The organism is Haloactinopolyspora sp. (assembly GCF_027324685.1).
Classification (GTDB): domain Bacteria; phylum Actinomycetota; class Actinomycetes; order Jiangellales; family Jiangellaceae; genus Haloactinopolyspora.
In genome coordinates this window covers 19,551-45,334 of sequence record NZ_DAHVSH010000099.1, presented here as the reverse complement: position 1 = coordinate 45,334, position 25,784 = coordinate 19,551, and the positions used below count along the sequence as shown (strand labels likewise).

Annotated in this window: 23 protein-coding genes and 1 tRNA gene; 14 read left to right on the top strand and 10 right to left on the bottom strand. The window is 69.0% G+C overall.

Features of this window, described 5'->3' with window-relative positions; translation table 11 throughout:
- The first annotated feature begins 82 nt into the window (after positions 1–82).
- Entirely contained in the window at positions 83–1,099 is a 1,017-nt protein-coding gene (locus M6444_RS11215) for a site-specific integrase (RefSeq protein ID WP_298326995.1), read from the top strand.
- Between the two features lie 17 nt (positions 1,100–1,116).
- On the opposite strand, the gene M6444_RS11210 is transcribed toward M6444_RS11215, so the two are convergent.
- From M6444_RS11210 to M6444_RS11195, 4 genes are all read right to left on the bottom strand, one after another.
- Positions 1,117–1,188, bottom strand: a tRNA-Val gene (locus tag M6444_RS11210).
- Positions 1,189–1,263: 75 nt separating this feature from the next.
- Entirely contained in the window at positions 1,264–1,710 is a 447-nt protein-coding gene (locus tag M6444_RS11205) for a hypothetical protein (protein WP_298326991.1), read from the bottom strand.
- Positions 1,711–1,784: 74 nt separating this feature from the next.
- Positions 1,785–2,246, bottom strand: a complete 462-nt coding sequence (locus tag M6444_RS11200) for a redoxin domain-containing protein (protein ID WP_298326990.1) — start codon at positions 2,244–2,246, stop codon at positions 1,785–1,787.
- Positions 2,243–2,677: a DUF3052 domain-containing protein gene (locus M6444_RS11195; RefSeq protein ID WP_298326988.1), complete on the bottom strand. Its 435-nt coding sequence runs from the start codon at positions 2,675–2,677 to the stop codon at positions 2,243–2,245. The genes M6444_RS11200 and M6444_RS11195 overlap by 4 nt, the downstream gene beginning before the upstream one ends.
- Before the next feature lie 303 nt (positions 2,678–2,980).
- Between M6444_RS11195 and aceE the strand changes: the two genes are divergently transcribed.
- Positions 2,981–5,728 carry a pyruvate dehydrogenase (acetyl-transferring), homodimeric type gene (gene aceE / locus M6444_RS11190; RefSeq protein ID WP_298326985.1) on the top strand — a complete coding sequence of 916 codons (2,748 nt, stop codon included), beginning with the start codon at positions 2,981–2,983 and terminating at the stop codon, positions 5,726–5,728.
- Between the two features lie 54 nt (positions 5,729–5,782).
- Here the strand turns inward: aceE and M6444_RS11185 are convergent, their stop codons facing one another.
- Positions 5,783–6,550, bottom strand: a complete 768-nt coding sequence (locus M6444_RS11185) for a pirin family protein (protein WP_298326984.1) — start codon at positions 6,548–6,550, stop codon at positions 5,783–5,785.
- Between the two features lie 97 nt (positions 6,551–6,647).
- Between M6444_RS11185 and M6444_RS11180 the strand changes: the two genes are divergently transcribed.
- From M6444_RS11180 to M6444_RS11155, 6 genes are all read left to right on the top strand, one after another.
- Entirely contained in the window at positions 6,648–7,850 is a 1,203-nt protein-coding gene (locus tag M6444_RS11180) for a helix-turn-helix domain-containing protein (RefSeq protein WP_298326982.1), read from the top strand.
- Between the two features lie 195 nt (positions 7,851–8,045).
- Positions 8,046–9,233, top strand: a complete 1,188-nt coding sequence (locus M6444_RS11175) for an acyltransferase domain-containing protein (protein ID WP_298326980.1) — start codon at positions 8,046–8,048, stop codon at positions 9,231–9,233.
- Positions 9,230–10,246, top strand: coding sequence for a beta-ketoacyl-ACP synthase III (locus M6444_RS11170; protein ID WP_298326978.1), 1,017 nt, complete (start codon positions 9,230–9,232; stop codon positions 10,244–10,246). Before M6444_RS11175 ends, M6444_RS11170 begins: the two co-directional genes overlap by 4 nt.
- A 130-nt stretch (positions 10,247–10,376) precedes the next feature.
- A complete protein-coding gene (locus M6444_RS11165) occupies positions 10,377–10,622 on the top strand; it encodes an acyl carrier protein (protein WP_298326977.1) in 246 nt (81 codons plus the stop codon).
- Between the two features lie 32 nt (positions 10,623–10,654).
- Positions 10,655–11,920 (top strand): beta-ketoacyl-ACP synthase II, encoded by a 1,266-nt coding sequence (gene fabF / locus M6444_RS11160; protein WP_298326976.1) that lies wholly within the window; start codon positions 10,655–10,657, stop codon positions 11,918–11,920.
- Positions 11,920–13,365, top strand: a complete 1,446-nt coding sequence (locus tag M6444_RS11155; protein ID WP_363326326.1) for a carboxyl transferase domain-containing protein — start codon at positions 11,920–11,922, stop codon at positions 13,363–13,365. The genes fabF and M6444_RS11155 overlap by 1 nt, the downstream gene beginning before the upstream one ends.
- Positions 13,366–13,856: 491 nt before the next feature.
- On the opposite strand, the gene M6444_RS11150 is transcribed toward M6444_RS11155, so the two are convergent.
- The gene (locus M6444_RS11150) at positions 13,857–14,351 is read right to left on the bottom strand and encodes a DUF3145 domain-containing protein (RefSeq protein WP_298326971.1); all 495 of its coding nucleotides are present in this window, start codon (positions 14,349–14,351) and stop codon (positions 13,857–13,859) included.
- A 251-nt stretch (positions 14,352–14,602) separates the two neighbouring features.
- Here M6444_RS11150 and M6444_RS11145 point away from each other — a divergent pair, with 251 nt between their 5' ends.
- Positions 14,603–15,184, top strand: a complete 582-nt coding sequence (locus tag M6444_RS11145) for a TetR/AcrR family transcriptional regulator (protein ID WP_298326968.1) — start codon at positions 14,603–14,605, stop codon at positions 15,182–15,184.
- Entirely contained in the window at positions 15,184–15,507 is a 324-nt protein-coding gene (locus M6444_RS11140) for a multidrug efflux SMR transporter (RefSeq protein WP_363326325.1), read from the top strand. The genes M6444_RS11145 and M6444_RS11140 overlap by 1 nt, the downstream gene beginning before the upstream one ends.
- Before the next feature lie 4 nt (positions 15,508–15,511).
- Here the strand turns inward: M6444_RS11140 and M6444_RS11135 are convergent, their stop codons facing one another.
- Both M6444_RS11135 and M6444_RS11130 read right to left on the bottom strand, forming a co-directional pair.
- Entirely contained in the window at positions 15,512–16,606 is a 1,095-nt protein-coding gene (locus M6444_RS11135; RefSeq protein WP_298326962.1) for a crosslink repair DNA glycosylase YcaQ family protein, read from the bottom strand.
- 326 nt (positions 16,607–16,932) lie between these two features.
- Complete coding sequence (locus M6444_RS11130) at positions 16,933–17,868, bottom strand: aldose 1-epimerase family protein (RefSeq protein ID WP_298326959.1); 936 nt, start codon at positions 17,866–17,868, stop codon at positions 16,933–16,935.
- 66 nt (positions 17,869–17,934) lie between these two features.
- Between M6444_RS11130 and M6444_RS11125 the strand changes: the two genes are divergently transcribed.
- The 4 genes from M6444_RS11125 (at position 17,935) to M6444_RS11110 (ending at position 22,788) form a co-directional block, all read left to right on the top strand.
- Positions 17,935–19,965: a M3 family metallopeptidase gene (locus M6444_RS11125; protein ID WP_298326957.1), complete on the top strand. Its 2,031-nt coding sequence runs from the start codon at positions 17,935–17,937 to the stop codon at positions 19,963–19,965.
- A 118-nt stretch (positions 19,966–20,083) separates the two neighbouring features.
- Entirely contained in the window at positions 20,084–20,662 is a 579-nt protein-coding gene (locus tag M6444_RS11120) for a TetR/AcrR family transcriptional regulator (protein ID WP_298326954.1), read from the top strand.
- A gap of 82 nt (positions 20,663–20,744) precedes the next feature.
- On the top strand, positions 20,745–21,959 hold the full coding sequence (locus tag M6444_RS11115) for a Cmx/CmrA family chloramphenicol efflux MFS transporter (RefSeq protein ID WP_298326951.1): 1,215 nt from the start codon (positions 20,745–20,747) through the stop codon (positions 21,957–21,959).
- A 10-nt stretch (positions 21,960–21,969) separates the two neighbouring features.
- The gene (locus M6444_RS11110) at positions 21,970–22,788 is read left to right on the top strand and encodes a serine hydrolase domain-containing protein (protein ID WP_298326949.1); all 819 of its coding nucleotides are present in this window, start codon (positions 21,970–21,972) and stop codon (positions 22,786–22,788) included.
- A 107-nt stretch (positions 22,789–22,895) separates the two neighbouring features.
- On the opposite strand, the gene aceB is transcribed toward M6444_RS11110, so the two are convergent.
- Both aceB and glcF read right to left on the bottom strand, forming a co-directional pair.
- Entirely contained in the window at positions 22,896–24,485 is a 1,590-nt protein-coding gene (gene aceB, locus M6444_RS11105; protein ID WP_298326946.1) for a malate synthase A, read from the bottom strand.
- Positions 24,486–24,517: 32 nt separating this feature from the next.
- Entirely contained in the window at positions 24,518–25,783 is a 1,266-nt protein-coding gene (glcF, locus tag M6444_RS11100) for a glycolate oxidase subunit GlcF (RefSeq protein WP_298326944.1), read from the bottom strand.
- Between the last annotated feature and the right edge of the window lies 1 nt (position 25,784).

Here is a 25,784-nt window from a genome sequence, read left to right as displayed (position 1 = left end):
ACGGAACTCGGCGGGATAAGGCTTGGGCACGGTGAACATCCTTCCAGCGCGGACCAGGTCCGCACAGATCAGGAGTCAACCGATGCTGGGGCACTCCCAGTGGGTCGATCCCGCCGCTGGCCGGGTGCGATTCGGTGTCGTTGCTGACGAGTGGCTTGGCACGATCTTGCACTTGAAGCCGAGCACGCGGCAGGGATACCAGATCGTCCTCCGTCGCCGGGTTCTGCCGACGTGGGAACGGGTGCCGCTGTCGAAGATCACGCACGACGGCCTGGTCGAGTGGGTCAACGATCTGGTGCGTGGCGGCATCTCGTCGTCGCAGATTCACCAAGCGGCGTATGTGCTGTCGTCGGTGTGTCGCCACGCGGTGCAAACTTCGCGGCTGGCGCGGAATCCGATGACCGGTGTGAAGCTGCCCCGTCTGCAAGCGCAGAAGGATCACATGTTCCTGACGCACGAGCAGGTCGGACGGTTGGCGGCGGCTGCGGGTCGGTACTCGACTCTGATCCGCACGCTGGCGTATACGGGTCTGCGGTGGGGCGAGGTCTCGGCGTTGCGTGTGCGCGATGTCGACTTGTCGCGGCGTCGAATGGATGTGCGCCGTGCGTTCGCTGACATCGGCGGTCGCGTCGTGGAGGGCACGCCGAAGTCGCATCAGGCGCGCACGGTGCCGCTCCCCCGCTGGCTCGCTGCTGAGCTGGCTCCGTTGGTCGATAGCAAGGAGTTGGATGATCTGGTGTTCACGTCCCCGGACGGTGGCCCGTTGCGTAAGAGCAACTTCCGTCGTCGGGCGTGGGCTCCTGCTGTCCGGGCCGCTGGTCTTGACGGGCTGACTCCGCATGGCCTTCGGCACACGGCGGCGTCGTTGTACATCTCGGCGGGCACGCCGCCGAAGGTGGTTCAGCGCATCCTCGGGCATGCGTCGATCACGGTCACGCTCGATCTGTACGGCCATCTGTACCCGGATGAGATGGACACCTGGGCCGACCGGCTGGGCGACATTGCCGGGAATTCTGGCGGGGCTGTGTGGCCAGAAGGTGGCCAAAACGCCGGTTCCGATGCAGGCGAGTCGGACGACGCCGAAGGCCAAACGCCATGACCTGGGCAGTCAAAGGGTGGGCGCAGCTGGGTTCGAACCAGCGACCCCTGGTTTGTAAGACCAGTGCTCTACCGCTGAGCTATACGCCCTTCAGACATGCGACACCACACAGTACCGAGATCGGTCTCGGACCCCACAATCGGCGAGACCGTCAGACGGGACCGTCAGGCGGCACCGTCCGGTGGGACCCGTTCTTGCTCCTGGGTGCTCGCCACCCCGGACGTCGCGTCGGAAGCAGGGCCGTCGGGCGCCCGAGGCGCCGCCCGGCCCAGGACACGATCGATCGCGGTGGCGACGTCAGCGGACAGGTCGCGGCTGTCGGTGCGTCGATGCCGCCCGCTCGTCGTCCGGGAGCTATCGCTGGAACTCGTCCCGGTGCCTGTGGAACGGATGGCGAAGCCGCGGTCCATGGTGCTCTCGACGGCGAGGAACTCCGCCGTCGCCGACGCCTCGCACGAGCGGCAGACCGTCTGGCCGAGCCGGCGCACCAGCGTCGTGGCGCCACAGACCGAACAGTGGTCGAGGTCAGCCGACCAACCACGAGTCTGTTGACAGTCCGGACACACGAGCACCTGCTCGTTGGCCCGCACCCCACGTACCCAAAGATTCACTCCCCGGGCAGGATCGGACTGCCGGGCACCACACCGATAACACGGCACGCCGGGCTCCTTTCCTGCGCCGCGGCTCAGGCGGCGCTGAGTTCGGCCAGAACACGCCGGTAATCGGCGACGTTTCTGGCATCCGGTAGGTCATGTGTGACGGTCCAGCGAACGACTCCGGCCGCATCGACCACGAACGTCGCGCGCACGGCGCAGCCGCGGTCGGCGTCGAAGACGCCGTACGACGAGGCTACCTGCCCATGCGGCCAGAAGTCGGACAGCAACGGGAAGTCCAAACCACGGTCGGTGCTGAACACGCGCAAGGCGAACATCGAATCGCACGAGATGGCCAGGACCGTCGCGGAGTCGCCGACAGCCGGCACGACGTCGTCACGCAGCGCCTCCATCTCGCCGGTGCACACACCGGTGAAGGCGAACGGGAAGAACACGACGACAACAGGCCGCCCGCGCAACGCCGACAGGCGCACCGCGGCACCGTGCTGGTCGGGCAGCTCGAAGTCGGGAGCCTGCGCCCCGACACCGATCACCGGCGGCTCGACCCCTTCGGGGCGACGAGCTTGGTGCCGGACCACTCGTCGGTGACCGAGACCGTCGTCGTGGTGGACAGGCCAGCGGTCAACGCGGCGTCAGCGATGTCGCTCGCATCGACGTGTCCCTCACGCCCCACCTTGGGCGTCAGCAGCCACACCACTCCCCCGGCCGCGAGGTCGGTCTTGGCGTCGACCAGGGCATCGGCGAGATCGCCGTCGTCCTCTCGCCACCACTGCAGCACCACATCGGCGACTTCTCCGGAGCTCCCGTCCACCAGTTCGTTGCCGGTCACGTCCTCGATGTCGATACGCAGCTCGTCGTCACAGTCCTCGTCCCAGCCGAGCTCCTGGACCACTTGTGATGGACGGAAACCGAGCCGCGCGGCCGGTCCGTCGTGTTGGTCCGAGTGGCCCGCGATCTGGCCCACCGATCGTCCTCCTCGCGTCGTGTACGGCACGCACCGTGCATACCGTCTTGCAGTAGTCCACCCAAGTGCGCGCGGTTGCGCAAGTGAACCCGCCGGAGAAAGCCTGACACGACCTCGCTGATCGTGCTCAGGTGACCCCCCACGGGTACGGTCGGGGTGCGCGCTCGCGACGCGGCCGTGGACCTGGCTGCCGACGTCACCAGGAACCCGATTGTGACGTGCGGCGTCGGAGCGAGCAGGATAGGTATCAGACCCGTTGGACACCGACGCCCACCGGCGTCCCCAGACCACGAAGGGATCGTCGTGGCCGCAGACCGCTCGCCGATCATCATCAACGGCCTACCGAGCCAGCTCCCCGACATCGACCCCGATGAGACGCAGGAGTGGCTGGAGTCCCTGGACGCCGCGATCGATCAGCGCGGCCGTCACCGGGCCAGGTACTTGATGCTGGCCCTGCTTCAGCGCGCCCGCGAGCGCCAGGTCGGGGTTCCCAGCCTGCGTAACACCGACTACATCAACACCATCCCACCCGAGGCGGAGCCGTGGTTCCCCGGGGACGAATACGTCGAGCGCAGGATCCGTGCCTACATCCGCTGGAACGCCGCCATGATGGTGCAGCGTGCCCAGCGGCCCGGTGTGGGGGTCGGCGGACACATCTCCACCTACGCCTCGTCCGCAAGCCTCTACGAGGTGGGGTTCAACCACTTCTTCCGCGGCAAGGACCACCCCGGCGGCGGTGACCAGATCTACTTCCAGGGCCACGCCTCGCCGGGCATGTACGCCCGGGCCTACCTGGAGGGCAGGCTCACCGAGCAGCAGCTCGACGGCTTCCGCCAGGAGTTGTCGCACGCCGGCCCGGGTGGCGGACTGCCGTCCTACCCGCATCCGCGCCTGATGCCGGACTTCTGGGAGTTCCCCACCGTGTCGATGGGCCTCGGCCCGCTGGCGGCGATCTACCAGGCGCGCTTCAACCGTTATCTGCACCACCGCGGTCTGCGCGACACCACCCAGCAGCACGTCTGGGCGTTCCTCGGCGACGGCGAGATGGACGAGCCCGAGACCGTCGGCGCGATCGGCGCGGCCGCACGTGAGGAGCTCGACAACCTCACCTTCGTCGTCAACTGCAACCTGCAGCGTCTCGACGGCCCGGTACGCGGCAACGGCAAGATCATCCAAGAGATGGAGTCGCTGTTCCGCGGCGCCGGGTGGAACGTCATCAAGGTCATCTGGGGCCGCGAGTGGGACCCGCTGCTGGCCGCCGACACCGACGGCGCTCTGGTCAACCTCATGAACGTCACGCCGGACGGCGACTACCAGACGTACAAGGCCGAGTCCGGCGCGTACGTCCGTGAGCACTTCTTCGGCCGCGACCCGCGCACCCGCAAGATGGTCGAGCACATGTCCGACGACGAGATCTGGGGGCTCAAGCGCGGCGGGCACGACTACCACAAGCTCTTCGCGGCCTACAAGGCGGCGACCGAGCACACCGGACAGCCCACGGTCATCCTCGCCAAGACGATCAAGGGCTGGACCCTCGGGTCGCACTTCGAGGCACGCAACGCCACGCACCAGATGAAGAAGCTCACCGGCGACGACCTGAAGCTCTTCCGCGACCGGCTGTTCATGGAGATCCCGGACTCCGCGCTCGAAGACGTCTACAACCCGCCGTACTTCCACCCGGGCAAGGATTCCGACGAGTACGCGTACATGATGGAGCGCCGCTCCAAACTCGGCGGATTCCTGCCGGAACGGCGCACCGAGGCGCGGCCGCTCGTCCTGCCGGGCGACAAGGTGTACGAGGTGGCCAAGCGCGGCTCCGGCAAGCAACCGGTGGCCACGACCATGGCTTTCGTCCGCCTGCTCAAGGACCTGCTCAAGGATCCCGAGATCGGTCAGCGGATCGTCCCGATCATCCCGGACGAGGCACGCACCTTCGGCATGGACTCCTTGTTCCCGACGCTGAAGATCTACTCGCCGCACGGGCAGAACTACACCGCCGTCGACCGCGACCTGTTCCTGTCGTACAAGGAGTCCACGCAGGGCCAGATCCTGCACGAGGGCATCAACGAAGCCGGCTCCGTGGCGTCGTGGACGGCGGTGGGCACGTCGTACGCCACGCACGGCCTGCCGATGATCCCGATCTACATCTTCTACTCGATGTTCGGCTTCCAGCGCACCGGCGACGGACTGTGGGCAGCGGCGGACCAGATGGCACGGGGGTTCATCCTCGGCGCGACGGCGGGCCGCACCACGCTCAACGGCGAAGGCCTACAGCACGAGGACGGTCATTCAGTCCTGCTGGCCTCCACCAACCCGGCCGTCGTGCATTACGACCCGGCGTTCGCGTTCGAGGTCGGGCACATCGTGCGTGACGGGCTGCGGCGGATGTACGGCGAGAACGCCGAGAACATCTTCTACTACCTAACCGTCTACAACGAGCCCTACGTCCAGCCCGCCGAGCCGGAGAACCTCGACGTCGAAGGCCTGCTGAAGGGCATGTACCTGTACAGCCCGATGGAGGTCGCGCCGGGCGACAACGTGCCGCACGCGCAGATCTTGGCCTCCGGTGTGGCGATGAACTGGGCGTTGGAGGCCCAGCAGCGCCTCGCCCACGAGTGGCAGGTCGCCGCGCACGTGTGGTCGGTGACGTCGTGGAACGAGCTACGTCGTGAGGCGCTCGCCGCCGACGAGTGGAACCTCATGCACCCCGACGAGGACACCCGAATGCCGTACGTGTCGCAACGGCTGAGCGAGACGACCGGCCCGGTCGTGGGCGTCAGCGACTACATGCGCGCCGTGCAGGACCAGATCGCACCGTACGTCCCCACGGACTGGGCGTCGCTGGGCACCGACGGGTTCGGGCTGTCCGACACGCGGGCGGCGCTGCGGCGGCACTTCAAGGTCGACGCGCAGTCGATCGTGGTGAACGTGCTCACGTTGCTCGCGCGACGCGGCGAGATCGGCTGGGACGTCGTCAAGCAGGCCCACGACGCGTACAAGCTCGACGACGTCACCGCGACGACCGCCGAGGAGGCCGGCGGCGAAACCTGACCTGCGTCATCGACCGGGATCTGCTGTTGCCCCGCGACGGCGGATCCTGGTCGATCACCGGGGCGGGCCGACGCCCGCGTGCATCTCCCACACCAGGATCTCCGCGTCGGACACCGCGCGCACCCGGCGACCGCCTTCGTCGGTCATGCGCGCCGCGTCGCCCTCGCCGAGCCGGCCGACGCCTTCGACGTCGACCTCGCCGCGGGCCACGTACACGTGCACGAACGGCGCCCCCGGCAGCTCGACGGCCGTCCCGGCTGCCGGCTGGGCGACGTGGAAGGCGGCTGACCGCTGGCCGATACTGATCGCGGCATCCTGGTGCCGGGCCAACCCGCTGGCCACGGCCACCAGCCCGCCCCCACCCAGTTCAGCGGCGACATCGGCCTGGGCGTAGGCCGGATCGGTCCCAGGGGTGTCCGGCGGCACCCACATCTGCACGAAGCGCAACGGTCCGGCGCGGCCGGGTGCGTCGTTGAACTCCGCATGCTGCACGCCCCGCCCGGCGCTCATCCGCTGCACCAGACCGGGACGGACGATGCCGCTGTGGCCGGTGGAGTCCTGGTGCACCAGCGCGCCCTCCAGCACCCACGTCACGACCTCGACGTCGCGATGGGCGTGCGTGGGATAACCGTGACCGGGTTGAATGACGTCGTCATTGGACATGACGAGCAGGCCGAACCCGACATTGTCCGGGTCGTAGTGCTGCCCGAACGAGAACGAATGCTGGGACACGAGGCCGTCGTCGGTGCTCACGAAGCGGTCGCGCGCACGCCGGACGACGACCTTCGCGGCCGAGGGCCGCACACGACGCGGGGACGCCATGCGTTCGAGCGTAGTGGCCGGCAGGCGCGGTGCGATTGTCCGGTCACGACAACACGCGATTGTCACCGGCGACGCCGGGCCGCGTACGCTGCCGAGCATGCGGCAACCGTCCGAGGCTGACCAGGTCAGCGAAAGCAGCGAGAGTCCGCATGCGCGAACGGTGCACCTGCTCGAACGAGCCACCGGCAAGCTCGCCACCGCCGCCATCGCGCGCATGGAGGACAAGCTCAGTTGGTATCGAGCCATGCCGGCTGAGCAGCGGTCGTGGGTCGGGCTGGTGATCCAGGCCGGCATCGCAGCGTTCGTCGACTGGTACCGCAATTCCGACGGTTCACGTCCCACGCCGACCGCCGACATCTTCGGAACCGCCCCACGAGACTTGATCCGCGCCATCAGCTTGCAGCAGACCGTCGAGGTCGTGCGCGTGGCCATCGAGGTCGTCGAGGACAACGTGGTCGACGTCGTCGGCGAGTCCGATGCTCGCGCGGTCCGTGAAGGCGTGCTGTTGTACTCCCGCGAGGTGGCCTTCTCCGCCGCCCACGTCTACGCGCGCTATGCCGAAGCACGCGGCTCGTGGGATGCGCGGCTGGAAGCAACCGTCGTCGACTCCCTGCTGCGCGGCGAGGTCGACGAGGACGTCCGCTCGCGGGCCTCGGCGCTGGGCTGGACGGCCCACAGCGGCGTCACGGTCATCATCGGACGGCCTCGTCCCGCCGAGGACGCCGCCATGGCTGATGAGATCCGCCGCAGCGCCCGCCACGCCGGCTACGACGTGCTCACCGGTGGGCAGGGCGACCGGCTGGTGGCCGTGCTGGGCAGTGTCGACGACCCCATGACGGCCGCGGCAGCCATCGTGACGCACTTCGGCCCGGGGCCTGTCGTGGTGGGTCCGCTGGTCCCGGACCTGGTGTCGGCGGCAACCTCGGCCCGCGCCGCGGTCTCCGGCCTATTGGCCGCGCCAGGCTGGCCGGACGCTCCCCGCCCCGTATCGGCCGCGGCACTGCTGCCGGAGCGCGCGCTGGCCGGCGACAGCGAGGCGCTGCATGAGCTGGTCGCCGAGTGCTACACGCCCATCGCCGAAGCCGGCCCGGTGATCCTGGAGACGTTGGCCGCCTACCTCGAGACCGGCGCGTCGGTCGAGGCCGCGGCGCGGCTGCTGTTCGTGCACCCCAACACGGTGCGCTACCGGCTGCGGCGAGTGTCGGACGTGGTGGGCTTGATGCCGACGGACCCGCGCGACTCCTACACGTTGCGCCTGGCGCTCACGCTGGGACGCATCGCGCCGCCGACGCTCGAATAAGCGGGGCTTCCGGGGACGCATCACTAGGCGATTCTCAGCGACACGAGGCGTGCATGGGTGGTGTGACAGGCAAATGCCAAGTGAACATGATCATTTGAACCGAAGCGAGGTTGTGGGAAACGGCCAAAGTTGGTGGGACGACCTTGTGATCGGAGCCGACCCCCACTACGCGCCGGTAGCCGCGAAGGTTGAAGAGTGCTCATCATCGTCGCGCCCGGTCAAGGCTCTCAGACACCGGGGTTCTTGGCACCGTGGCTGGAGGATCCCGATTTCGCGGCCCGCATCGACTGGCTGTCCGCGGTAGCCGGCATCGATCTGGCGCACTACGGCACCGAAGCCGACGCCGACACGATCCGCGACACGGCCATCGCCCAGCCGCTGCTCGTCGCGGCCGGCCTGGTCGGTGCGCTCGCGCTGTTCCCGCATCCGGCTGACGCCTTCCAACGGGTGGGTGCCGTGGCCGGGCACAGCGTCGGCGAGATCACCGCCGCGGCTGGGGCCCGGGTCATCACCGCGGAGCAGGCCATGGTGTTCGTGCGCGAACGCGGCCGCGCGATGGCGGCGGCCGCGGCCACGACCCCTACCGGCATGACTGCCGTTCTCGGTGGTGACGCCGACGAGGTCACGTCGGTGATCGAACGCCACGGCCTGACCCCGGCCAACATCAACGGCAGCGGTCAGATCGTCGCAGCCGGCACGCTCGAGCAGCTCGAAGCGCTGGCCGACGAGCCCCCGGCCGGTGCCCGGCTGCGTCCCCTGGCCGTCGCCGGGGCCTTTCACACCGAGCACATGGCACCCGCGGTCGACGTGCTGCGCAGGTACTCTCACGCGATCAGCACGCACGACCCCCGCACCCGGATGATCTCCAACCGCGACGGCCACGTCGTACACGACGGCCGCGAGTTGCTGACCCGCCTCGTCGAGCAGGTCTCGAACCCGGTGCGCTGGGACCTGTGCCAACAGACCATGGCCGACCTCGGCGTCACCGGCTTGCTCGAAGTGCCTCCGGCCGGCACGCTGGTCGGCCTGGCCAAGCGCGCGCTGCCCGGGGTCGAGACGTTCGCGCTCAAGACGCCGGACCAGCTCGACGCCGCGCGTGAGTTCGTCGAGCGCCACGGGCAGCCCAGCCCGATGGCCGACAGCCCGACATGGCGGCTGGTGGTGGCACCGGTGAAGGGCACGTTCGTGACCTCCGGCGTCGCCGTCGGCGATCAACTGGCCGCAGGTGCGGCCATCGGCACGGTGCGCTCTCTGCGCGACACTCTGGACGTCACCGCCGGCCACGGAGGTACGGTTCTGGAGTGGCTCGTCGAGGACGGCGATCCGGTCGCTCCGGGCCAACCCCTGGTCCGGCTCCATCCCGAGGCGGTGGCGGAACGATGAGGACACAGATCAGACCGGCCCGGCAGCCCCGCGCCGCGCGCATCACCGGCATCGGCGGGTACCGGCCGAGCCGAGTGATCCCGAACTCCGAGATCGTCGAGCGCATCGACTCCTCCGACGAGTGGATCCGCACCCGCTCGGGCATCGAGTCCCGCCGCTGGGCCACTGACGACGAAACCGTCATCAGCATGAGCCTCGGCGCTGCCGGGAAGGCGATAGCCCACGCCGGGGTACACCCCGACCAGATCGGCTGCGTCATCGTGTCGACGGTCACGCACCTGTACCAAACGCCGTCGGCCGCCGCCGAGATCGCGTACAAGCTCGGCACCGACCGCGCCGCCGCCTTCGACATTTCCGCAGCGTGCGCGGGGTTCTGCTACGGGCTGTCGCTGGCCTCCGACATGGTCCAGACGGGCACGGCTGAGCATGTGCTGGTCATCGGTGTGGAGCGACTGTCCGACCTGACCGACCCGACCGACCGCTCGACGGCGTTCCTGTTCGCCGACGGCGCCGGCGCGGTTGTCGTCGGACCGGCCGACGACGCCGAAGGCGCCGGCATCGGCCCGGTGGTCTGGGGCTCCGACGGCGAGAGCCTCGGGCACATCCACCAGCGTGAGAACTGGTACGACGCGCTGCACTCCCCCGACGGACCCCGTATGCCGCACCTGGTCATGCAGGGCAACCCGGTGTTCCGGTGGGCCTCGTACGAGATGCCCAAGGTCGCCCAGCAGGCCCTCGAGGCAGCCGGCATCACCGTCGACGACCTCGACTTGTTCGTGCCGCACCAGGCCAACATGCGCATCACCGACGCCATGGCTCGCCAGCTCAAGCTGCCCGACCATGTCGCCATCGCCCGCGACATCGCCCAGCAGGGCAACAGTTCCGCAGCGTCCATCCCGCTGGCCATCGAGCGCATGCTCGAGTCCGGCGAGGCGCGCAGCGGCGACCTGGCCCTCGTCATCGGCTTCGGCGCCGGCCTGGTGTACGCAGCGCAGGTGATCCGGATCCCATGACACCGACGGCTGCCGGTTTCCACGGCACCTCAGGCGCCGCTCGACGACGCGCGGGCCTACCATCAGCAGCGATCAACCACTGATCGACCGACACAGCACCAACACGACACCGAGGGGAACACCGAACAAGATGGCCAGCACTGAGGAGATCCGCACCGGCCTCGCCGAGATCGTCAACGAGATCACCGGCGTACCCGCAGGCGACGTCCAGCTCGACAAGTCGTTCACCGACGATCTCGACATCGACTCGCTGTCGATGGTCGAGGTGGTCGTCGCCGCCGAAGAGAAGTTCGGCGTGAAAATCCCCGACGAGGAGGTCAAAAACCTCGCGACCGTCGGCGACGCCGTTTCGTACATCGAGAAGGCAGGTTCCTGAAAACAGGTTCCTGAGTTGAGGCGAAGGTGACCATGAACTCCGCACCTGCCCGCAAGCGTGTCGTCGTCACCGGGCTCGGCGCTACCACGCCGGTCGGCGGCGACGTCGCGACGACCTGGGATGCCCTGCTCGCCGGGACCTCCGGCGTGCAGACCCTGACCGACGACTGGGTCGCCGACATGCCGGTGCGGATCGCCGCACGGGCTGCGGTCGACCCGTCCGAGGTCCTGCCTCGTGTCGAGGCTCGCCGGCTCGACCGATCAGCGCAGTTCGCTCTGATCGCCGCTCGCGAGGCTTGGGCGGACGCGGGATTCGAGGGGAAGTCCGACGAGGCCGGCCTCGACCCCGAGCGGGTCGGGGTGGTCTGCGCCTCCGGTATCGGCGGGCTGACGACCTTGCTGTCCAACTACGACAACTTGCGCGACTCCGGCCCGCGCCGGGTCTCGCCGCTGGCGATTCCGATGCTCATGCCGAACAGCCCAGCGGCGAACGTCAGCCTGGAGCTGCGTGCCCGGGCGGGCGCGCACAGTCCGGTGAGCGCGTGTTCGTCCAGCTCCGAGGCCATTGCGTTCGCCTTGGACATGATCCGGCTCGGGCGCGCCGACGTGGTGGTGGCCGGTGGCACCGAAGCGGTCATCTCGCCGCTGCCGGTGGCGGCGTTCTCGAACATGATGGCGCTGTCCAAGCGCGAGGGCGACCCCACCAAGGTCAGCCGTCCGTTCGACGCCAACCGGGACGGCTTCGTGCTCGGCGAGGGCGGCGGCTTGCTCGTGCTCGAATCGGCCGAGCATGCCCAGGCACGCGGTGCCAAGGTCTACGCCGAGCTCGCCGGTGCAGGGATGAGCGCCGACGCCCACCACATCGCCCAGTCCGATCCCGAGGGCCTCGGCATCATCGCGGCCACCCGCAAGGCGCTGCGCGACGCCGACCTCGACGTCACCGACGTGCGCCACATCAACTGCCACGCCACGTCCACACCGGTCGGTGACGTGGCCGAGTCGGTGGCGCTCAACAGCGTGCTCGGCGAGCACGCGAGCTCGGTTCCGGTCACCGCGACGAAGTCGATGATCGGCCACTTGCTCGGCGGTGCGGGCGTCGTCGCCGCGCTGACGACCGTGCTCTCGCTGCATCATGGCCTGGTTCCGCCCACCATCAACGTGGACGACCTCGACGAAAACATTCACCTCGACGTCGTCCGCGACGAGCCACGCAAACTCGACGCCGGTCCGGTGGCCGCGTTGACGAACGCGTTCGGCTTCGGTGGGCACAACGCCGTGCTCGCTTTCCGGAGAACATGATGACGGCGCTGGCCGACCGCTCCGAGTCCGGCGCCGGAGCTGCGCGGCCGGGCAAGCCGTCACGGGACGAGGATCCCCGAAACCCGAAGCATCGTCTGGCCGCTCTGCTCGACTCCGGGTCGCTCGAGCTCATCAGCCCGGACGACCATAGCGGCATGCTCGCGGCCACCGGCACGGTCCACGGGACGCCGGTGGTCGCGTTCTGTTCCGACGCCACCGTGATGGGTGGCGCCATGGGCGTCGACGGGTGTCGCGTCGTGGTGGATGCCTACGAGCGTGCGCTCACCGACGGTGTGCCCGTCATCGGCCTCTGGCACTCCGGCGGGGCTCGGATTCCAGAGGGCGTGCTCTCCCTGCACGCGGTCGGCCAGATCTTCGAAGTCATGACCCGGGCGTCGGGCCGCATCCCGCAACTGTCCGTGGTGCTGGGTCCGGCCGCCGGTGGCGCCGCCTACGGGCCGGCGCTGACCGACGTCGTGATTCTCGGGCCCGAGGGGCGGGTGTTCGTCACCGGCCCGGACGTGGTGCGTTCGGTGACCGGTGAGAACGTCGACATGCTGCGCCTCGGTGGGCCCGAGCCGCACGAACGCCGATCCGGTGTGGTGCACGTGGTCAGCACCACCGAGCGTGAAGCGCTCGACCGGGCGCGCCACCTGGGCTCGCTACTGGGCGACCAGGGCGAGGTCGCGAGCGCCGACATCGTCGACGTCGACCTCGGCGCTCATCTACCGGAGTCGGCGAAACGCGCTTATGACGTGCACCCGATCGTCACCGACCTGCTCGACGACGGCACCGGCCTCGAGCTACACCCGAAGTGGGCGCCGAACATCACGACCACGTTGGGCCGCTTCGGCGGGCGTACCGTCGGCGTCATCGCGAACAACCCGTTGCGTCTCGGTGGCTGTCTGGACTCGACGTCAGCGGAGAAGGCCGCTCGCTTCGTGCGGATGTGCGACGCCTTCGGGGTGCCACTGGTGGTCGTCGTCGACGTCCCCGGCTACTTGCCGGGCGTGGGCCAAGAGTGGGACGGCGTCGTACGGCGCGGCGCGAAGCTACTGCACGCGTTCGCCGAAGCCAGCGTTCCGCGGGTCACCCTGGTGACGCGCAAGGCCTACGGCGGCGCCTACATCGCCATGAACTCCCGGGCGTTGAACGCCACCCGGGTCCTGGCGTGGCCGACGGCTGAGGTGGCGGTCATGGGTGCGGTCGCGGCCGTCCGGCTGCTGCATCGCCGCAAACTCGCCGAGATTCATCCGGACCAGCGCGCTCAGGTCGAGGCCGAGCTCGCCGAGGAACACCAGCGGATCGCCGGCGGACTCGACCGCGCCGTGGAGCTTGGCGTGGTGGACGAGGTCATCGAACCGGACGCCACGCGTACGGCGCTGGCCAGAGCCATCGCCGAGGCGCCCCCCAGCCGCGGTGGGCACGGCAACATTCCGCTCTGAGCTGGTTACCGGCAACCTGTGCCGCGGCTCCGTATCGCGGCCGGAGCAGAGCGGGCCCGTTCCGAAGTCAGTCACACTCGTACGCTGTCGTCGTCGACGATAGAAAAGCCGATCAGCACGTGATCATGTGCTGACCAAAAGCCCGCGCGCGGATTCGATCACGATATTTCGAAATACAACAATTAAGGCGATCACCGATCTTGGCGTCCAGCTCTGCAGTGCTGTATCGCATGGACTTTGCCCACCGCACGAACAAGATCGAGCGCCCCGGACCTGGTCACGGTCCGGGGCGCTCGCACATGGTGAGGCCGCTGTAGTTCCCGGTCACCGGGCCGGGGAAATCACCGATGCCGGAGCGGCCACGTTCTGGGGGCCTTACTTGGTCGAGACCATACCCCCGACTTGGCTGGTTGTGAAGACCCCGCGGACGACGGATTCAACACCTGCGGAAATGCACGGTAAAACGCAAATGCAGATGCCCGATGCCACCATCACACCACCTGATGGAGCCAGCGAACAGGGGCTCCGTCGCCTGCATAGCGGAACGGCTCGAGCTCCTCGTCCCACGGCGCTCCCAGCAGCCGGCGCAGCTCGGCTTCGAGGTCCACCTCGCCCTGGCACGCCTTGACGACCGCGGCCTTGATGCGGTCCTCAGGGATCATGATGTCGCCGTGCACCCCGGTGACGGCGTGGAAGACCCCCAAGTCCGGCGTGTAGGAGTACCGCGCGCCTTCGTGTCCGGGACTCGGCTCCTCGGTGACCTCGAATCGCAGATGCAGCCACCCGCGCAACGCCGAAGCGAGCTTGGCTCCCGTGCCAGGTGCGCCTTGCCACGACAGCTCGGCGCGATAAGTGCCTGGCGACGCCGGCTGCGGGCTCCACTCCAGCTTTATGCGCACGCCAAGGACGCCGGCGGCGGCCCACTCGACATGCGGGCACAACGCCGACGTTGCGGCGTGGACGTACAGGACGCCACGTGTCGTCACCGGATCCTCCTGTGCGGTTCGAGGGACGCCTTCCCCTGCGGCCTCGGAACCGACCATGATCGGATCGGTGATCGCCTCCATTGTGCACGAATTCGCGCCCAGCCGCCACGCACGCGCCCGATCTCATGCCACTTCTGGAGGGTTTTCCACGCTTCCCGGTGCCAGAAAGGGTGAAAAACCCTCCAGAAGGCGACCGGCGCAGCGCCCGACGAGGCCAGCTTGCTGAACCGTACGTACGGTATAGTTTGCTGATGAGTAGTGCACGTAACGGTGGCCGGCCCTCCGGCCGCACCTCGATGATCGAAGCCGCTGAGCGAGTAGCACGTCGTGACGGCCCAGGCGCCGTCACCGTCGAGGCCGTCATCCGCGAGGCCGGCGTCAGCCGCGGCGGACTGATGTACCACTTCCCCAGCAAGCTCGACCTCATCCGGGCCCTGGTGGAGCAGGACGTCCGGCATCTGCGCACCGCACTGATCGGCGACGACGAGCCGTCCGGCGCTACACCTCCCAGCACGCCGGCCGAACGGCTGCGGGTCTATCTCGACGCCTGCGCGCCGGAGCCCGGCGACCGCGACTACGCGGCACTCGTCGCCGCGCTGGCCGAAGACCCCGACGCGGCGTCGGCGTGGGTCCAGCTCCAGCGCGAGCTCGACCAGCTCGACATCGAGCAGAGCGAGCCTGGCGACGTCCGGACCATCGTCGCGAGACTGGCGCTGGACGGACTGTGGTTGAGCAACCTCATCGACCCGGACCGATTCACTCCGGAACAGATGGATCGCATCGTGACCACCATCTGGCCCGGACCTGACACCACGGGGAAGTCGGCCTCATGATGTCCTGGTTGATGCTCGCCGGCGCCATCGCGGCCGAGGTCACGGCGACGTTGTCGTTGCGGGCTTCCGAAGGCTTCTCCCGCCTCGGCTTCACGGCGCTGGTGGTCGTCGGATACGCGACGGCTTTCGGGCTGCTGGCAGCAATCCTGCAACGCGGCATGCCGGTCGGTGTGGCGTACGGCATCTGGGCGGCCTCGGGCGTGGCGATCGTCGCGCTGCTGGGCCACGTCATCTTCGGCGAAGCGCTCACCGTACCGATGGTGGCCGGCATCGGGTTGATCGTCGTGGGCGTCCTGCTCGTGGAGTTCGGGCGAGCGGCGTGAGACTTCAGCGGGCGAGGTCGAGCTGGACGTCGACCGGGCCAAGGAACCGCGCGATCGTCTGGGCATCGGCGGCGGCCAGCTCCCGCCAATCGGCGGGGAGTTCGCCGAACGGCTTGACCGTGATGGTGAGCGACCGCTTGGTGGTACGTCGTCGCCAGACGGCGATGATCTCGCCGTGCCGCACGACGACGCCCGGGTTCGCCGTCGGCGCCCATACCTGCCGGCGGAAGGCGGGGCCGGGCACGACGAACTCGCGGTCGGCGAACTCGGTCAGTGGATCAAAGGGCCCGATCAGGCGTAACGGGTCCGGCTCCGGCGGATCGGCCAGCAGCTCGGCGTCCGAGCCATGGATCCAACCACGCCGACCATCCACATCGACCTGCTCCAGCTCATCAGCCACGAGCGACCACCATCGCCGCGCCGCCGCCGGTGTCAGGGACAGCCAGGACGCGAGCCGTTGCGGCTGGCTGGGGCCGGCCAGGCGCAAGAACCGCCGCACCAGGCTCGCCCTGGCCTCGTCGACGGGCACCGGCTCGAACGAGGCGTCAGCGACGAACCGCGAGGCCGAGCCGGAGTCGACGTGGATGCTGAGTCCAGCCTGCAACGAAGCGAACCGGAACAGCGCATCCTGAACGTGGTGGACACCGCACCCGGCACACCACGGCGCCAACTCCGGACGCACCTTCGGTGACACCGCTGCGGACAGTTCGCCTTTCGTCCGCGCGACACCGTCACTCATCACCTCACGCATCACGGCGGCGACCTCGTCCATCGCCGCGCCGAATCCGGCGCCGATCTCGGCCCCGAACGGTCCGATGCTCTGCTTGGCCAGCTCACGGGCGTCCTCGATGCGCAGCGCCGAGGCGAGAACGCCGGCGTCGGTCCGGTGATGCAGATGAGTCGCGGCGCGCACGCTGTGCACGAGCGCGCCTCCGGTGTCGCTCCCCCGTAGCCGCAGAGCCAGGCGTGCGGTCGCCCCGGTCGGGTGGTCTTGAACACCGGCCTCGAGCAGCACGTCCGTGGGTACCGGCTGGTCACCGGTCAGCCCCAGTACCGCGGCCCGGTAGGCGATGACCGCTCGCCGCGAAACAGATCGCATGAGCACCACCCCACCGTCGTCAGTCGTCGTCGGTCGTCAGGTCTCTGGAGTAACCACACAGCGCACTCGCCGGAGCGCGACGTCGTTGTTGATCACTCGTACCGTTCCATTATCGGCACGGGCATCGCCGATTCGACCCCGATGAGCTGATCAGAATGCGGCGCAGAAGGCGCTGATTTGGTTGAAGACATCAAAGGCCGGCAGCGCATGGCGGTCGTGAAGATCGTCGTGCGACCCAAGACCGGCGAGCAGCAGTCGTGAAGATCGTCGTGTGACCAGGTGCGGTCTATAGCGGCAATGCCTGGCACGACGATCATCACGACCCATCACGGCCGCAACCGCAGCCGCCACCCCAGCGACCAGGTCTGCGCCGGTTCGAGCCAGCGCAGGCCCTCACCGGAGCGCAGCGCGTTCGGCGGTGCCGTCATCGGTTCTATCGCGACCGCGCTCGTCCGGCCGTGCTCGCCTGGGTAGTCGTCGGTGACGTAGAAGTGCACGTAGGCGAAGTCCGGATCGGCCACCAAGTCGACGCTGCGCCCGTCCGGCGCGCGCAGCGAATGCGTGACGACGCCGTCGACGACCTCCACGTCGGCGTACGAGGCGTGCGCCACTGCATCACCGACGCGGCGACCGGCGCGCAGGTCCAGCGCGGTGCCCTCCACGTCCACCGATCCAGTCGGGATGTGGCGCTCGTCCAGCGTCAGCGCACGTGCCGCCGGAATCGTGACGGTCAGGTCCTGCACCGCGGCGTCACCGACGCGTAGGTAGGGATGGCTTCCCACGGCGACGGGAGCCGACTCGGCACCGTCGTTGCGGATCTCGTGCCGGATCCACATCCCGTCCGGCGCCAGTTCGTAGCTCACCCGCGTACTCAGGCGAAAGGGATAGCCCGGGCAGGGATCGATGTCGGCGGCCAGCGTCACGTGGCGCGCTCCGCGGGAGGTCACGTCGTACCTCGCCGTGCTGAGCAACCCGTGGATGGCGTGCCCCAAGTCGGGTTCGGTGATCTCCAGCTGCTGGTCGACGCCGTTCAGCGACCACCTGCCGGAGTCGACGCGATTCGGCCACGGGACCAGCACCGCACCAGCGGCCATCGGCGGGGGTCGATCCGCCGGATACGGTTCGACGAGGTCGACGCCGTCGACGGTGAGTACGCGCGGGCTCGCGCCGACCTCGGAGATGACGGCGCGAACGTACCCGGAGCCCGACGTCAGGAGCAGCTCGTGTTGGGTACCGGCAGTAGGCGGCTCAGGTACGTTCATGGCGTTCATCCTGACCTACCAGAGGCGGCTCGCGACGCCCGCCCCGGCCTCGGATAGCGTTCCGGAATGGCCGACAATCCGTTCTTTTCCGCAAGTGACCTGCCCTACCAGCTCCCGCCGTTCGATCTGATCGAGGTCGGTCATTACCGGCCCGCGTTCGAGCGCGGCATGAGCGAACAACGCGACGAGGTCGAGGCGATCGCCACCGACCCCGAGCCGCCGACGTTCGAGAACACCGTCGTCGCCTTGGAGCGCTCGGGACGCACGCTGCAGCGCGTGGCCGCCGTGTTCTTCAATCAGGCCAGTTCGGACACGAACGAGGCGCTCCAGGCCATTCAGGAGGAGGTGTCGCCCAAGCTCGCCGCGCACAGCGACGCCATCCACTTGGATCCGCGGCTGTTCGAGCGCATCACCACGCTCATGGCCGACACGTCAGATCTCGATGCCGAGTCGCGGCGGCTACTCGAACGCCTGCACATGCAGTTCGTCCGCGCCGGTGCGGCCCTCGGCGCAGAGCAACAGGCTCGGCTGCGTGAGATCAACGAGGAGCTCTCGGCGCTGTCCACGCGGTTCCAGAACAACCTGCTCGCCGACACCAACGAATCGGCCGTGGTGGTGGACGACGTGTCCGAGCTGGACGGCCTGAGCGACGATGCCATCGCCGCAGCTGCCCAAGCTGCTCGTGATCGTGGGCTGGACGGCAAGTACGTCCTGACGTTGGTGCTGCCGAGCGGGCAGCCGGCCCTGGCGTCGTTGACCGACCGGTCGGTGCGCGAGCGGCTGTATCACGCGTCGATCAACCGTGGTGCCAACGGCAACGCCTACGACAACTCCGCGACCGTGCAGCAGATGGTGACGCTGCGGGCCGAACGTGCCGCACTGCTCGGCTACGGCAACCATGCGGAGTACGTGCTGGCCGACAGCACCGCGGGCAGTCCTGCCGCGGTACACGAGATGCTCGACCCGCTCGTCCCCACGGCCGTGGCCAACGCCTATGCCGAGGCCGCTCGCCTGCAGGACGTCATCGGTGACGAGTTCGAGCTTCAACCATGGGACTGGGCCTACTTCTCCGAGAAGGTCCGCCGCGCGAGCTACGACATCGACGGCGCGGAGCTTCGCCCGTACTTCGAGCTCGAGCGCGTGGTGCGCGACGGCGTGTTCTTCGCCGCCGGCCTGCTGTACGGGCTGAGCTTCACCGAGCGCCCCGATCTCGTCGGCTACCACCCCGACGTGCGTGTCTTCGAAGTGTTCGATGCCGACGGCTCCCCGCTGGGCCTGTTCCTCGCCGACTACTTCGCCCGCGACTCCAAGCGGGGCGGCGCCTGGATGAACTCGCTGGTCGATCAGTCGAAGCTGCTCGGCACCCAGCCCGTCGTGGTCAACAACCTCAACATCGCCCGCCCACCGGAGGACGAGCCCGCTCTGCTGACCTTCGACGAGGTCACGACCGTGTTCCACGAGTTCGGCCACGCCCTGCACGGGCTGTTCTCGGACGTGACCTACCCGACGTTCTCCGGCACCAGCGTGTTCCGCGACTTCGTCGAGTTCCCGTCGCAGGTCAACGAGATGTGGGCAGTCTGGCCGGAGGTGCTGTCCAACTATGCGCGGCACTACCGGACCGACGAACCGCTGCCGCAGGAGCAGGTCCAGCGGCTGCTCGACTCGCAGTCGTGGGGCGAGGGGTTCAAGACGACGGAGTATCTTGCCGCAGCCCTGCTCGACTTGGCGTGGCACGAGATCGAGCCCGGCACCGAGATCGACTCGACCGCCGCGTTCGAGGCGGCTGCGCTGCAGAAGGCGGGCGTGGCCGTCGCCGCGGTACCGCCGCGCTATCGCTCCACGTACTTCGCCCACATCTTCGCTGGCGGCTACAGCGCCGGGTACTACTCCTACATCTGGAGCGAGGTGCTCGACGCCGACTCGGTCGAGTGGTTCAAGGAGAACGGCGGAGCGCTGCGCGAGAACGGCGACCACTTCCGGCGCACCCTGCTCTCCCGCGGTGGCAGCGTCGATCCGATGGCGGCGTTCCGCGCTTTCCGTGGTCGTGACCCGCGCATCGAGCCGTTGCTGAAGCGGCGCGGTCTCGACGCCGGCTGATGTGAAGGCGGTGATCGTCGGCGGGTCGGTGGGTCGAGACGGCGGCCCGGGACTCGCTGACGATCACCACCGGCCGTAGTTTTGGACACCTCAGTCCATAACTGCTACGGTCACTCCCATGCCACGCCCACGCGGTTTCGATCCCGAGTCGGCCGTCGAGGCGGCGATGAACGTCTTCTGGGACGGCGGCTACACGGCAACGTCCACCGACGACCTGTGCCGCGGCACCGGTGTGGGGCGCAGCAGCCTGTACAACACCTTCACGAGCAAGCGCGAGTTGTACCAGAAATCGCTGCGCCGATACGCCGAGCGCACGCGCGCCACCCAGTCCGACCTTCTCGAACGACCCGGTCCGGTACGCGCGATCATCCGCGACTTCCTCACCGAAGCTTTGCGCAACCAGCTGGCCGACCCGCGTCGGCGCGGGTGCCTGGCGTTGAACGCCGCGGTCGAGATCGGCAACTCCGACGACGACGTCGCCACCTTGGTCCGCAGTGATTTCGACGCCATCGTCGACACCATGCGCGCGTTGATCGAACGCGGCCAGCGCGACGGCGAGCTCTCCCCCGACCTCGATCCTCTCGCCGTCGCCCGACTCGTCCACAGCTCCCTCGTCGGCGTCCATGTGGTCGGCCGGGTCACCGACAAGCCCGAACGAGTCACCGACATCATCGACGCTCTGATCGACGCGCTGTAGCCGCCCGGCCGTGGGCCGCATTCCGGCAGCGCGACTGCACGCCCCCATTTTGAACTGGCCGATCCATAATCGAGGAGCCGCTTTGCCCGCGTCCCCGCCCGCCACGCGCGTCCCGTTCGCCGTCTACGTCTTGGGCTTGAGCATCTTCGTGCTCGGCACGACCGAGTTCATGATCGCCGGGCTGTTGCCGACCATCGCCGACGACCTGGACGTCACCATCCCCGACGCCGGCCTGTTGATCTCCGCGTTTGCGATCGGCATGACGCTGGGCGCGCCCGTCATGGCTGTCGCCACGTTGCGGCTACCACGCAAGGCCACCTTGCTCGGCGCGCTCGTCGTGTTCGTCGCGGGGCATGTCGTCGGCGCGCTCGCTCCCACGTACGCCACACTGATGATCACCCGCGTCGTCTCCGCGGTTGCCACGGGAGCGTTCTGGGCCGTGGCGGCCGTCGTCGCCGTACGGCTCACCCCGCCCGGCCTGACGGCGCGCGCCCTGGCGGTCCTGGTCGGCGGGCTGACCGTGGCGAACGTGCTCGGGGTGCCTGCCGGTACGTGGGTCGGCCAAGAACTGGGCTGGCGGGCCGCGTTCTGGGCGGTCGCGGCGCTGGCGGGGCTGGCGGCCGCGGCGATCATCGCGATCGTGCGCGTGCCCGGCGACGACGAAGCCAGCGCGCCCCGGCTCCGGAACGAGCTCCGCGCGTTCCGCACCCGCCGGATGTGGCTGGCGCTGGCCACGACGGCTGCGTTTCAGGCCGGCGTGTTCGCTGCGTTCTCCTACTTCGCGCCGCTGCTCACCGACGTGTCCGGCGTGAGCGAGCGGTCGGTGCCGCTCGTGCTGGCGCTGTTCGGCGTCGGCACGTTCATCGGCATCAGCATCGGCGGGCGGGTCGCCGACCGCGGCCTGTTCACCAACATCTTCGCGAGCCTGGGGGCGCTGACGGCGATGCTGGTCGTGCTCGCCGCGGTGTCGGACCATCCGGTCGCCACGGTCGCGGCGATCTTCGCCGTCGGGGTCGCGGGGTTCTCGATCGCACCCGGGCTCAACGCCCGCATCTTCGTCGTCGCCGGCGACGCACCGACGTTCGCAGCCGCGGTCAACACCTCAGCGTTCAACGTCGGCAACACCGTCGGGCCGTGGGCCGGAGGGCTGGTGATCACGGCCGGGTGGGGTTACGTGGCGCCGGTCTGGGTCGCCGTCGCTCTCACGCTGTCCGCACTCACCCTCGCCGTCGTCGCCTGGGCCCACGAGCGCCGGTTCGAGCAGGAGCCGCAGCGGGTGCCGGACCCCGTCACTTAGAGTCGGGGACATGAGCGCAGCTGCTGAGCAGATCTCGTCCTGGCCCGTCGACCATGCGGCGGCGGCAGCTGTCCGGCCCGACGGCCAGGTGGCGTTCTCGTACGGCGACCTGAACCGTACGTTCCGGCTGGCGTCGGTGACGAAGCTGCTCACCGCGTACGCGGCCTTGATGGCCGTCGAGGAGGGCGCCCTCACGCTCGACGACCCGGCCGGGCCCGAAGGGTCCACCGTCCGGCACCTGCTGGCGCACACCAGCGGCCTCGCGTTCGACGACCACGCTGCGGTCGCGGCACCCGGCACGCGGCGGCTGTATTCGAACTCCGGCTTCGAGCAGCTGGCCGACGTCGTGACCAAGCGCGCGGGGATGCCGTTCGCCGACTATGTCGCCGAGGGTCTGCTCGAACCGCTGGGCATGACCTCCACCGCCTTCGAAGGCTCACCGGCGTCCGGTGCGTCGTCCACCGGCGCCGACCTGGTGCGCTTCGCCACCGAGCTGCTCTCCCCCACCCTGCTGCACCCCAGCACGCTCGACGACGCGGTGACCGTCGCCTTCCCCGGCCTGAATGGCGTCTTGCCTGGCTACGGGCATCAAAAGCCCAACGACTGGGGGCTGGGCTTCGAGATCCGCGACGGCAAGTCACCGCACTGGACCGGCTCGACGAACTCCCCGGGCACGTTCGGTCACTTCGGCCAGGCAGGGACGTTCGTCTGGGTCGATCGCGACCTCGGAGCCGCGTGCGTCGCGTTGGCCGACCGCGATTTCGGGCCGTGGGCCGTGCAGGCGTGGCCGCCGTTCAACGACGCTGTGGTCGCCGAGCTTCGCGGCTAGGCCTTCCCTGCCGACACCACCAGGCGTTGTGTCGCATCACGAGGCGTGCACGGGTGGTGTGGCAGGGAATTGCCAAGTGAACATGATCATTTGACGAGCGGGAGGGGTTAGTCGATGAGGTCGTAGGCGGGGATGGTGAGGAAGTCGGCGAAGTCGTCGGCGAGGGCGACCCGCTCGAACACCTCGCGCGCCTGGGCGAAGCGCTGTTCGTCGTAGGCGTCGCCGTAGGCGGCGCGAATCCGCTCGAGCTCCTCGTCGAGCACCCCGCGCACGTAGTCCGTCGTCACCGCGACACCGTCGGCGTGGACGTCGTTGCGGCACCACTGCCAGATCTGCGCCCGGGCGATCTCAGCCGTGGCGGCGTCCTCCATCAGGTTGTTGATCGCCGCCGCGCCGTTGCCGCCCAGCCACGCCGCGAGGTATTGCAGCGCCACCGAGATGTTGCTGCGCACGCCCTCCTCGGTGACCTCGCCGTCGGTCGCGGCGACGTTGAGCAGGTCGTCAGCGGTGACGGTGACGTCGGTGCGCAGGCGGTCCACCTGGTTCGGCCGGTCGCCGAGCACGGAGTCGAAGACCTCGCGGCACACCGGCACCAGGTCCGGATGAGCCACCCAGGACCCGTCGAAGCCGTCGTTCGCCTCACGCTCCTTGTCCTGGCGCACCTTGGCGAAGGCTTGCTCGTTGACCTCGGGGTCACGCCGACTGGGGATGAACGCCGCCATCCCGCCCATCGCGAACGCGCCGCGGCGGTGGCACGTGCTGACCAGCAGTTCGGTGTAGGCGCGCATGAACGGCGCGGTCATCGTGACCGCCGCGCGGTCGGGCAGGACGAAAGCAGCGCCTGCGTCGCGGAAGTACTTGATCACACTGAACAGGTAGTCCCACCGGCCGGCATTGAGACCCGAGGCGTGCTCACGCAGCTCGTAGAGGATCTCGTCCATCGCGAAAGCAGCCGGGATGGTCTCGATCAGCACGGTCGCCCGGATACTGCCGTGTGGAATGCCCAGGTCCTGCTGCGCGGCGGTGAAGACGTCGTTCCACAGCCGGGCCTCGAGGTAGCTCTCCATCTTCGGCAGGTAGAAGTACGGGCCGCTGTTGCGGTCGAGCAGCTCACGGGCGTTGTGGAAGAAGTACAACCCGAAGTCCACCAGCCCGGCCACCGCCGGTTCGCCGTCGACGAGCAGGTGCCGCTCGTCGAGGTGCCACCCGCGCGGACGCATGACGATGGTCGCGAGCTCGCCGTCCTCGCGCAGCCGGTACTGCTTGCCGTCCGGCGATTCGTGCTCGAGGGTGCCGCGCACCGCGTCGCGCAGGTTCACCTGGCCGGCGACGACGTTGGCCCAGTGCGGGGTGTTCGCGTCTTCGAGATCGGCCAGCCACACCCGGGCCCCGGAGTTCAGCGCGTTGATGGCCATCTTGCGCTCCGTCGGCCCGGTGATCTCCACCCTCCGGTCGAGCAGGTCCGGCGGGGCGGGCGCGACCGTCCATTCACCGTCGCGCACGGCCTTGGTCTCGGGGTCGAAGTCAAGACGTCCGGTACGCCGCACCTGCTCACGTCGCTCGGCGCGGGCCGCCAGCAGCTCGTCGCGGCGTCCGGCGAACCGGCGGTGCAGCGCGGCGACGAAGTCCAGCGCGGCCGGGGTGAGCACGTCGTCCTGCCGCTCGACGGCCGGTCCGTTCAGTTCGACGCTCGGCATAGGTGTCCTTTCTTCGGGGTGAAAATGAGATCTCAGTGGCCAGGGCGCGGCCGGGACGGACTGCGTGCGGCGGCGTCGAGCAGTTGCACCGGATGCCGGATCGGGCGGTCCAGCCATCGGGCGATCTGCAGGGCACATCCCGGATTGGTCGTGACGACGACGTCGGCTTCGGTCTCGGCGAGCGTGGCTGCCTTGCGTTGGCCCAGCTCGGCGGCCGCCTCCGGTTGAACGAGGTTGTAGATGCCGGCCGAGCCGCAACACAGTCCGTCGTCGAGCACCGGACGCAGGGTGACCCCGGGGATGCGGCGCAGCACGGTACGCGGCGCTCCGGTGACCCCCTGGGCATGGGCGAGGTGGCAGGCGTCGTGGTAGGCCACGTCCAGCTCGAGCCGGCCGTAGGCGGCACGCGGTTCGAGCTCGGCCAGGACCTCGGTGACGTCGCGTACCTTCGCCGCCAGGTCTCGGGCGCGTTCGGCGTAACGCGGGTCGTCGGCGAGCAGCCGGCCGTAGTCCTTCAGCGCCGAGCCGCACCCGGCGGCGTTGACGACCACGGCGTCCAGACCGAGCGGGGCGAACACGTCGACGATCTTGCGCGCCCGCGCCATCGCCGCGGACTCCCGCCCGCCGTGCAACTCCAGCGCCCCGCAGCAGCCTTGCGCCGGCGGGGTGACCACCTCGCACCCCTCGGCGGCCAGCACACGCACGGTCGCCGCGTTGACGTCGCCGAAGAACACCTCCTGCACGCAGCCGCTGACGAAACCGATCCGGCGGCGTCGCGCACCAACAGCCGGGACCAATGCCGGCGTACGCCGGACCACGTCACGCAACCGGACCGCCGGGGCCACCGACTCCAGCGCTTTCAGGCGCGGCGGCAGCCGGTCGCGAACCCCCGTGCGGCGCAGCAGCGCGGCCGGGCCGAGCCGGCGATGGATCCACGCGAAAACCGCGGCGACCCGCAGCCGCCGACGCCCGGGGAAGACGGTGAACAGCACCCGGCGGAACGCGCGATCACGCCAGGGGCGCCGGTATTCGTCCTCGATCGTCGCCCGGGCGGACTCGATGAGCTCGTCGTAATGCACCCCGGACGGGCAGGCCGACACACACGCCATGCACCCGAGGCAGGCGTCCAGGTGACCGACCCACGTCGCGTCGATGGCGGTGTCGCCGTCCAGGGCGGTCTTCATCAGGTGGATCCGTCCGCGCGGCGAATCCATCTCCTCGCCCCACAAGCTGTAGGTGGGGCAGGCCGGCAGGCAGAAGCCGCAATGCACGCAGTCGTTGATCAGCTTGCGGTCCACG

Bases quoted from the DNA above. Each gene is read 5' to 3' on its own strand.
- M6444_RS11140 (WP_363326325.1), top strand. From the start codon at position 15,184: ATGTCCTGGTTGATGCTCGCCGGCGCCATCGCGGCCGAGGTCACGGCG.
- M6444_RS11180 (WP_298326982.1), top strand. From the start codon at position 6,648: ATGCGGCAACCGTCCGAGGCTGACCAGGTCAGCGAAAGCAGCGAGAGT.
- M6444_RS11120 (WP_298326954.1), top strand. From the start codon at position 20,084: ATGCCACGCCCACGCGGTTTCGATCCCGAGTCGGCCGTCGAGGCGGCG.
- M6444_RS11165 (WP_298326977.1), top strand. From the start codon at position 10,377: ATGGCCAGCACTGAGGAGATCCGCACCGGCCTCGCCGAGATCGTCAAC.
- M6444_RS11125 (WP_298326957.1), top strand. From the start codon at position 17,935: ATGGCCGACAATCCGTTCTTTTCCGCAAGTGACCTGCCCTACCAGCTC.
- M6444_RS11170 (WP_298326978.1), top strand. From the start codon at position 9,230: ATGAGGACACAGATCAGACCGGCCCGGCAGCCCCGCGCCGCGCGCATC.
- M6444_RS11185 (WP_298326984.1), bottom strand. From the start codon at position 6,550: ATGGCGTCCCCGCGTCGTGTGCGGCCCTCGGCCGCGAAGGTCGTCGTC.
- aceB (WP_298326946.1), bottom strand. From the start codon at position 24,485: ATGCCGAGCGTCGAACTGAACGGACCGGCCGTCGAGCGGCAGGACGAC.
- M6444_RS11135 (WP_298326962.1), bottom strand. From the start codon at position 16,606: ATGCGATCTGTTTCGCGGCGAGCGGTCATCGCCTACCGGGCCGCGGTA.
- M6444_RS11130 (WP_298326959.1), bottom strand. From the start codon at position 17,868: ATGAACGTACCTGAGCCGCCTACTGCCGGTACCCAACACGAGCTGCTC.
- M6444_RS11155 (WP_363326326.1), top strand. From the start codon at position 11,920: ATGACGGCGCTGGCCGACCGCTCCGAGTCCGGCGCCGGAGCTGCGCGG.
- M6444_RS11215 (WP_298326995.1), top strand. From the start codon at position 83: ATGCTGGGGCACTCCCAGTGGGTCGATCCCGCCGCTGGCCGGGTGCGA.
- M6444_RS11145 (WP_298326968.1), top strand. From the start codon at position 14,603: ATGAGTAGTGCACGTAACGGTGGCCGGCCCTCCGGCCGCACCTCGATG.
- M6444_RS11110 (WP_298326949.1), top strand. From the start codon at position 21,970: ATGAGCGCAGCTGCTGAGCAGATCTCGTCCTGGCCCGTCGACCATGCG.
- fabF (WP_298326976.1), top strand. From the start codon at position 10,655: ATGAACTCCGCACCTGCCCGCAAGCGTGTCGTCGTCACCGGGCTCGGC.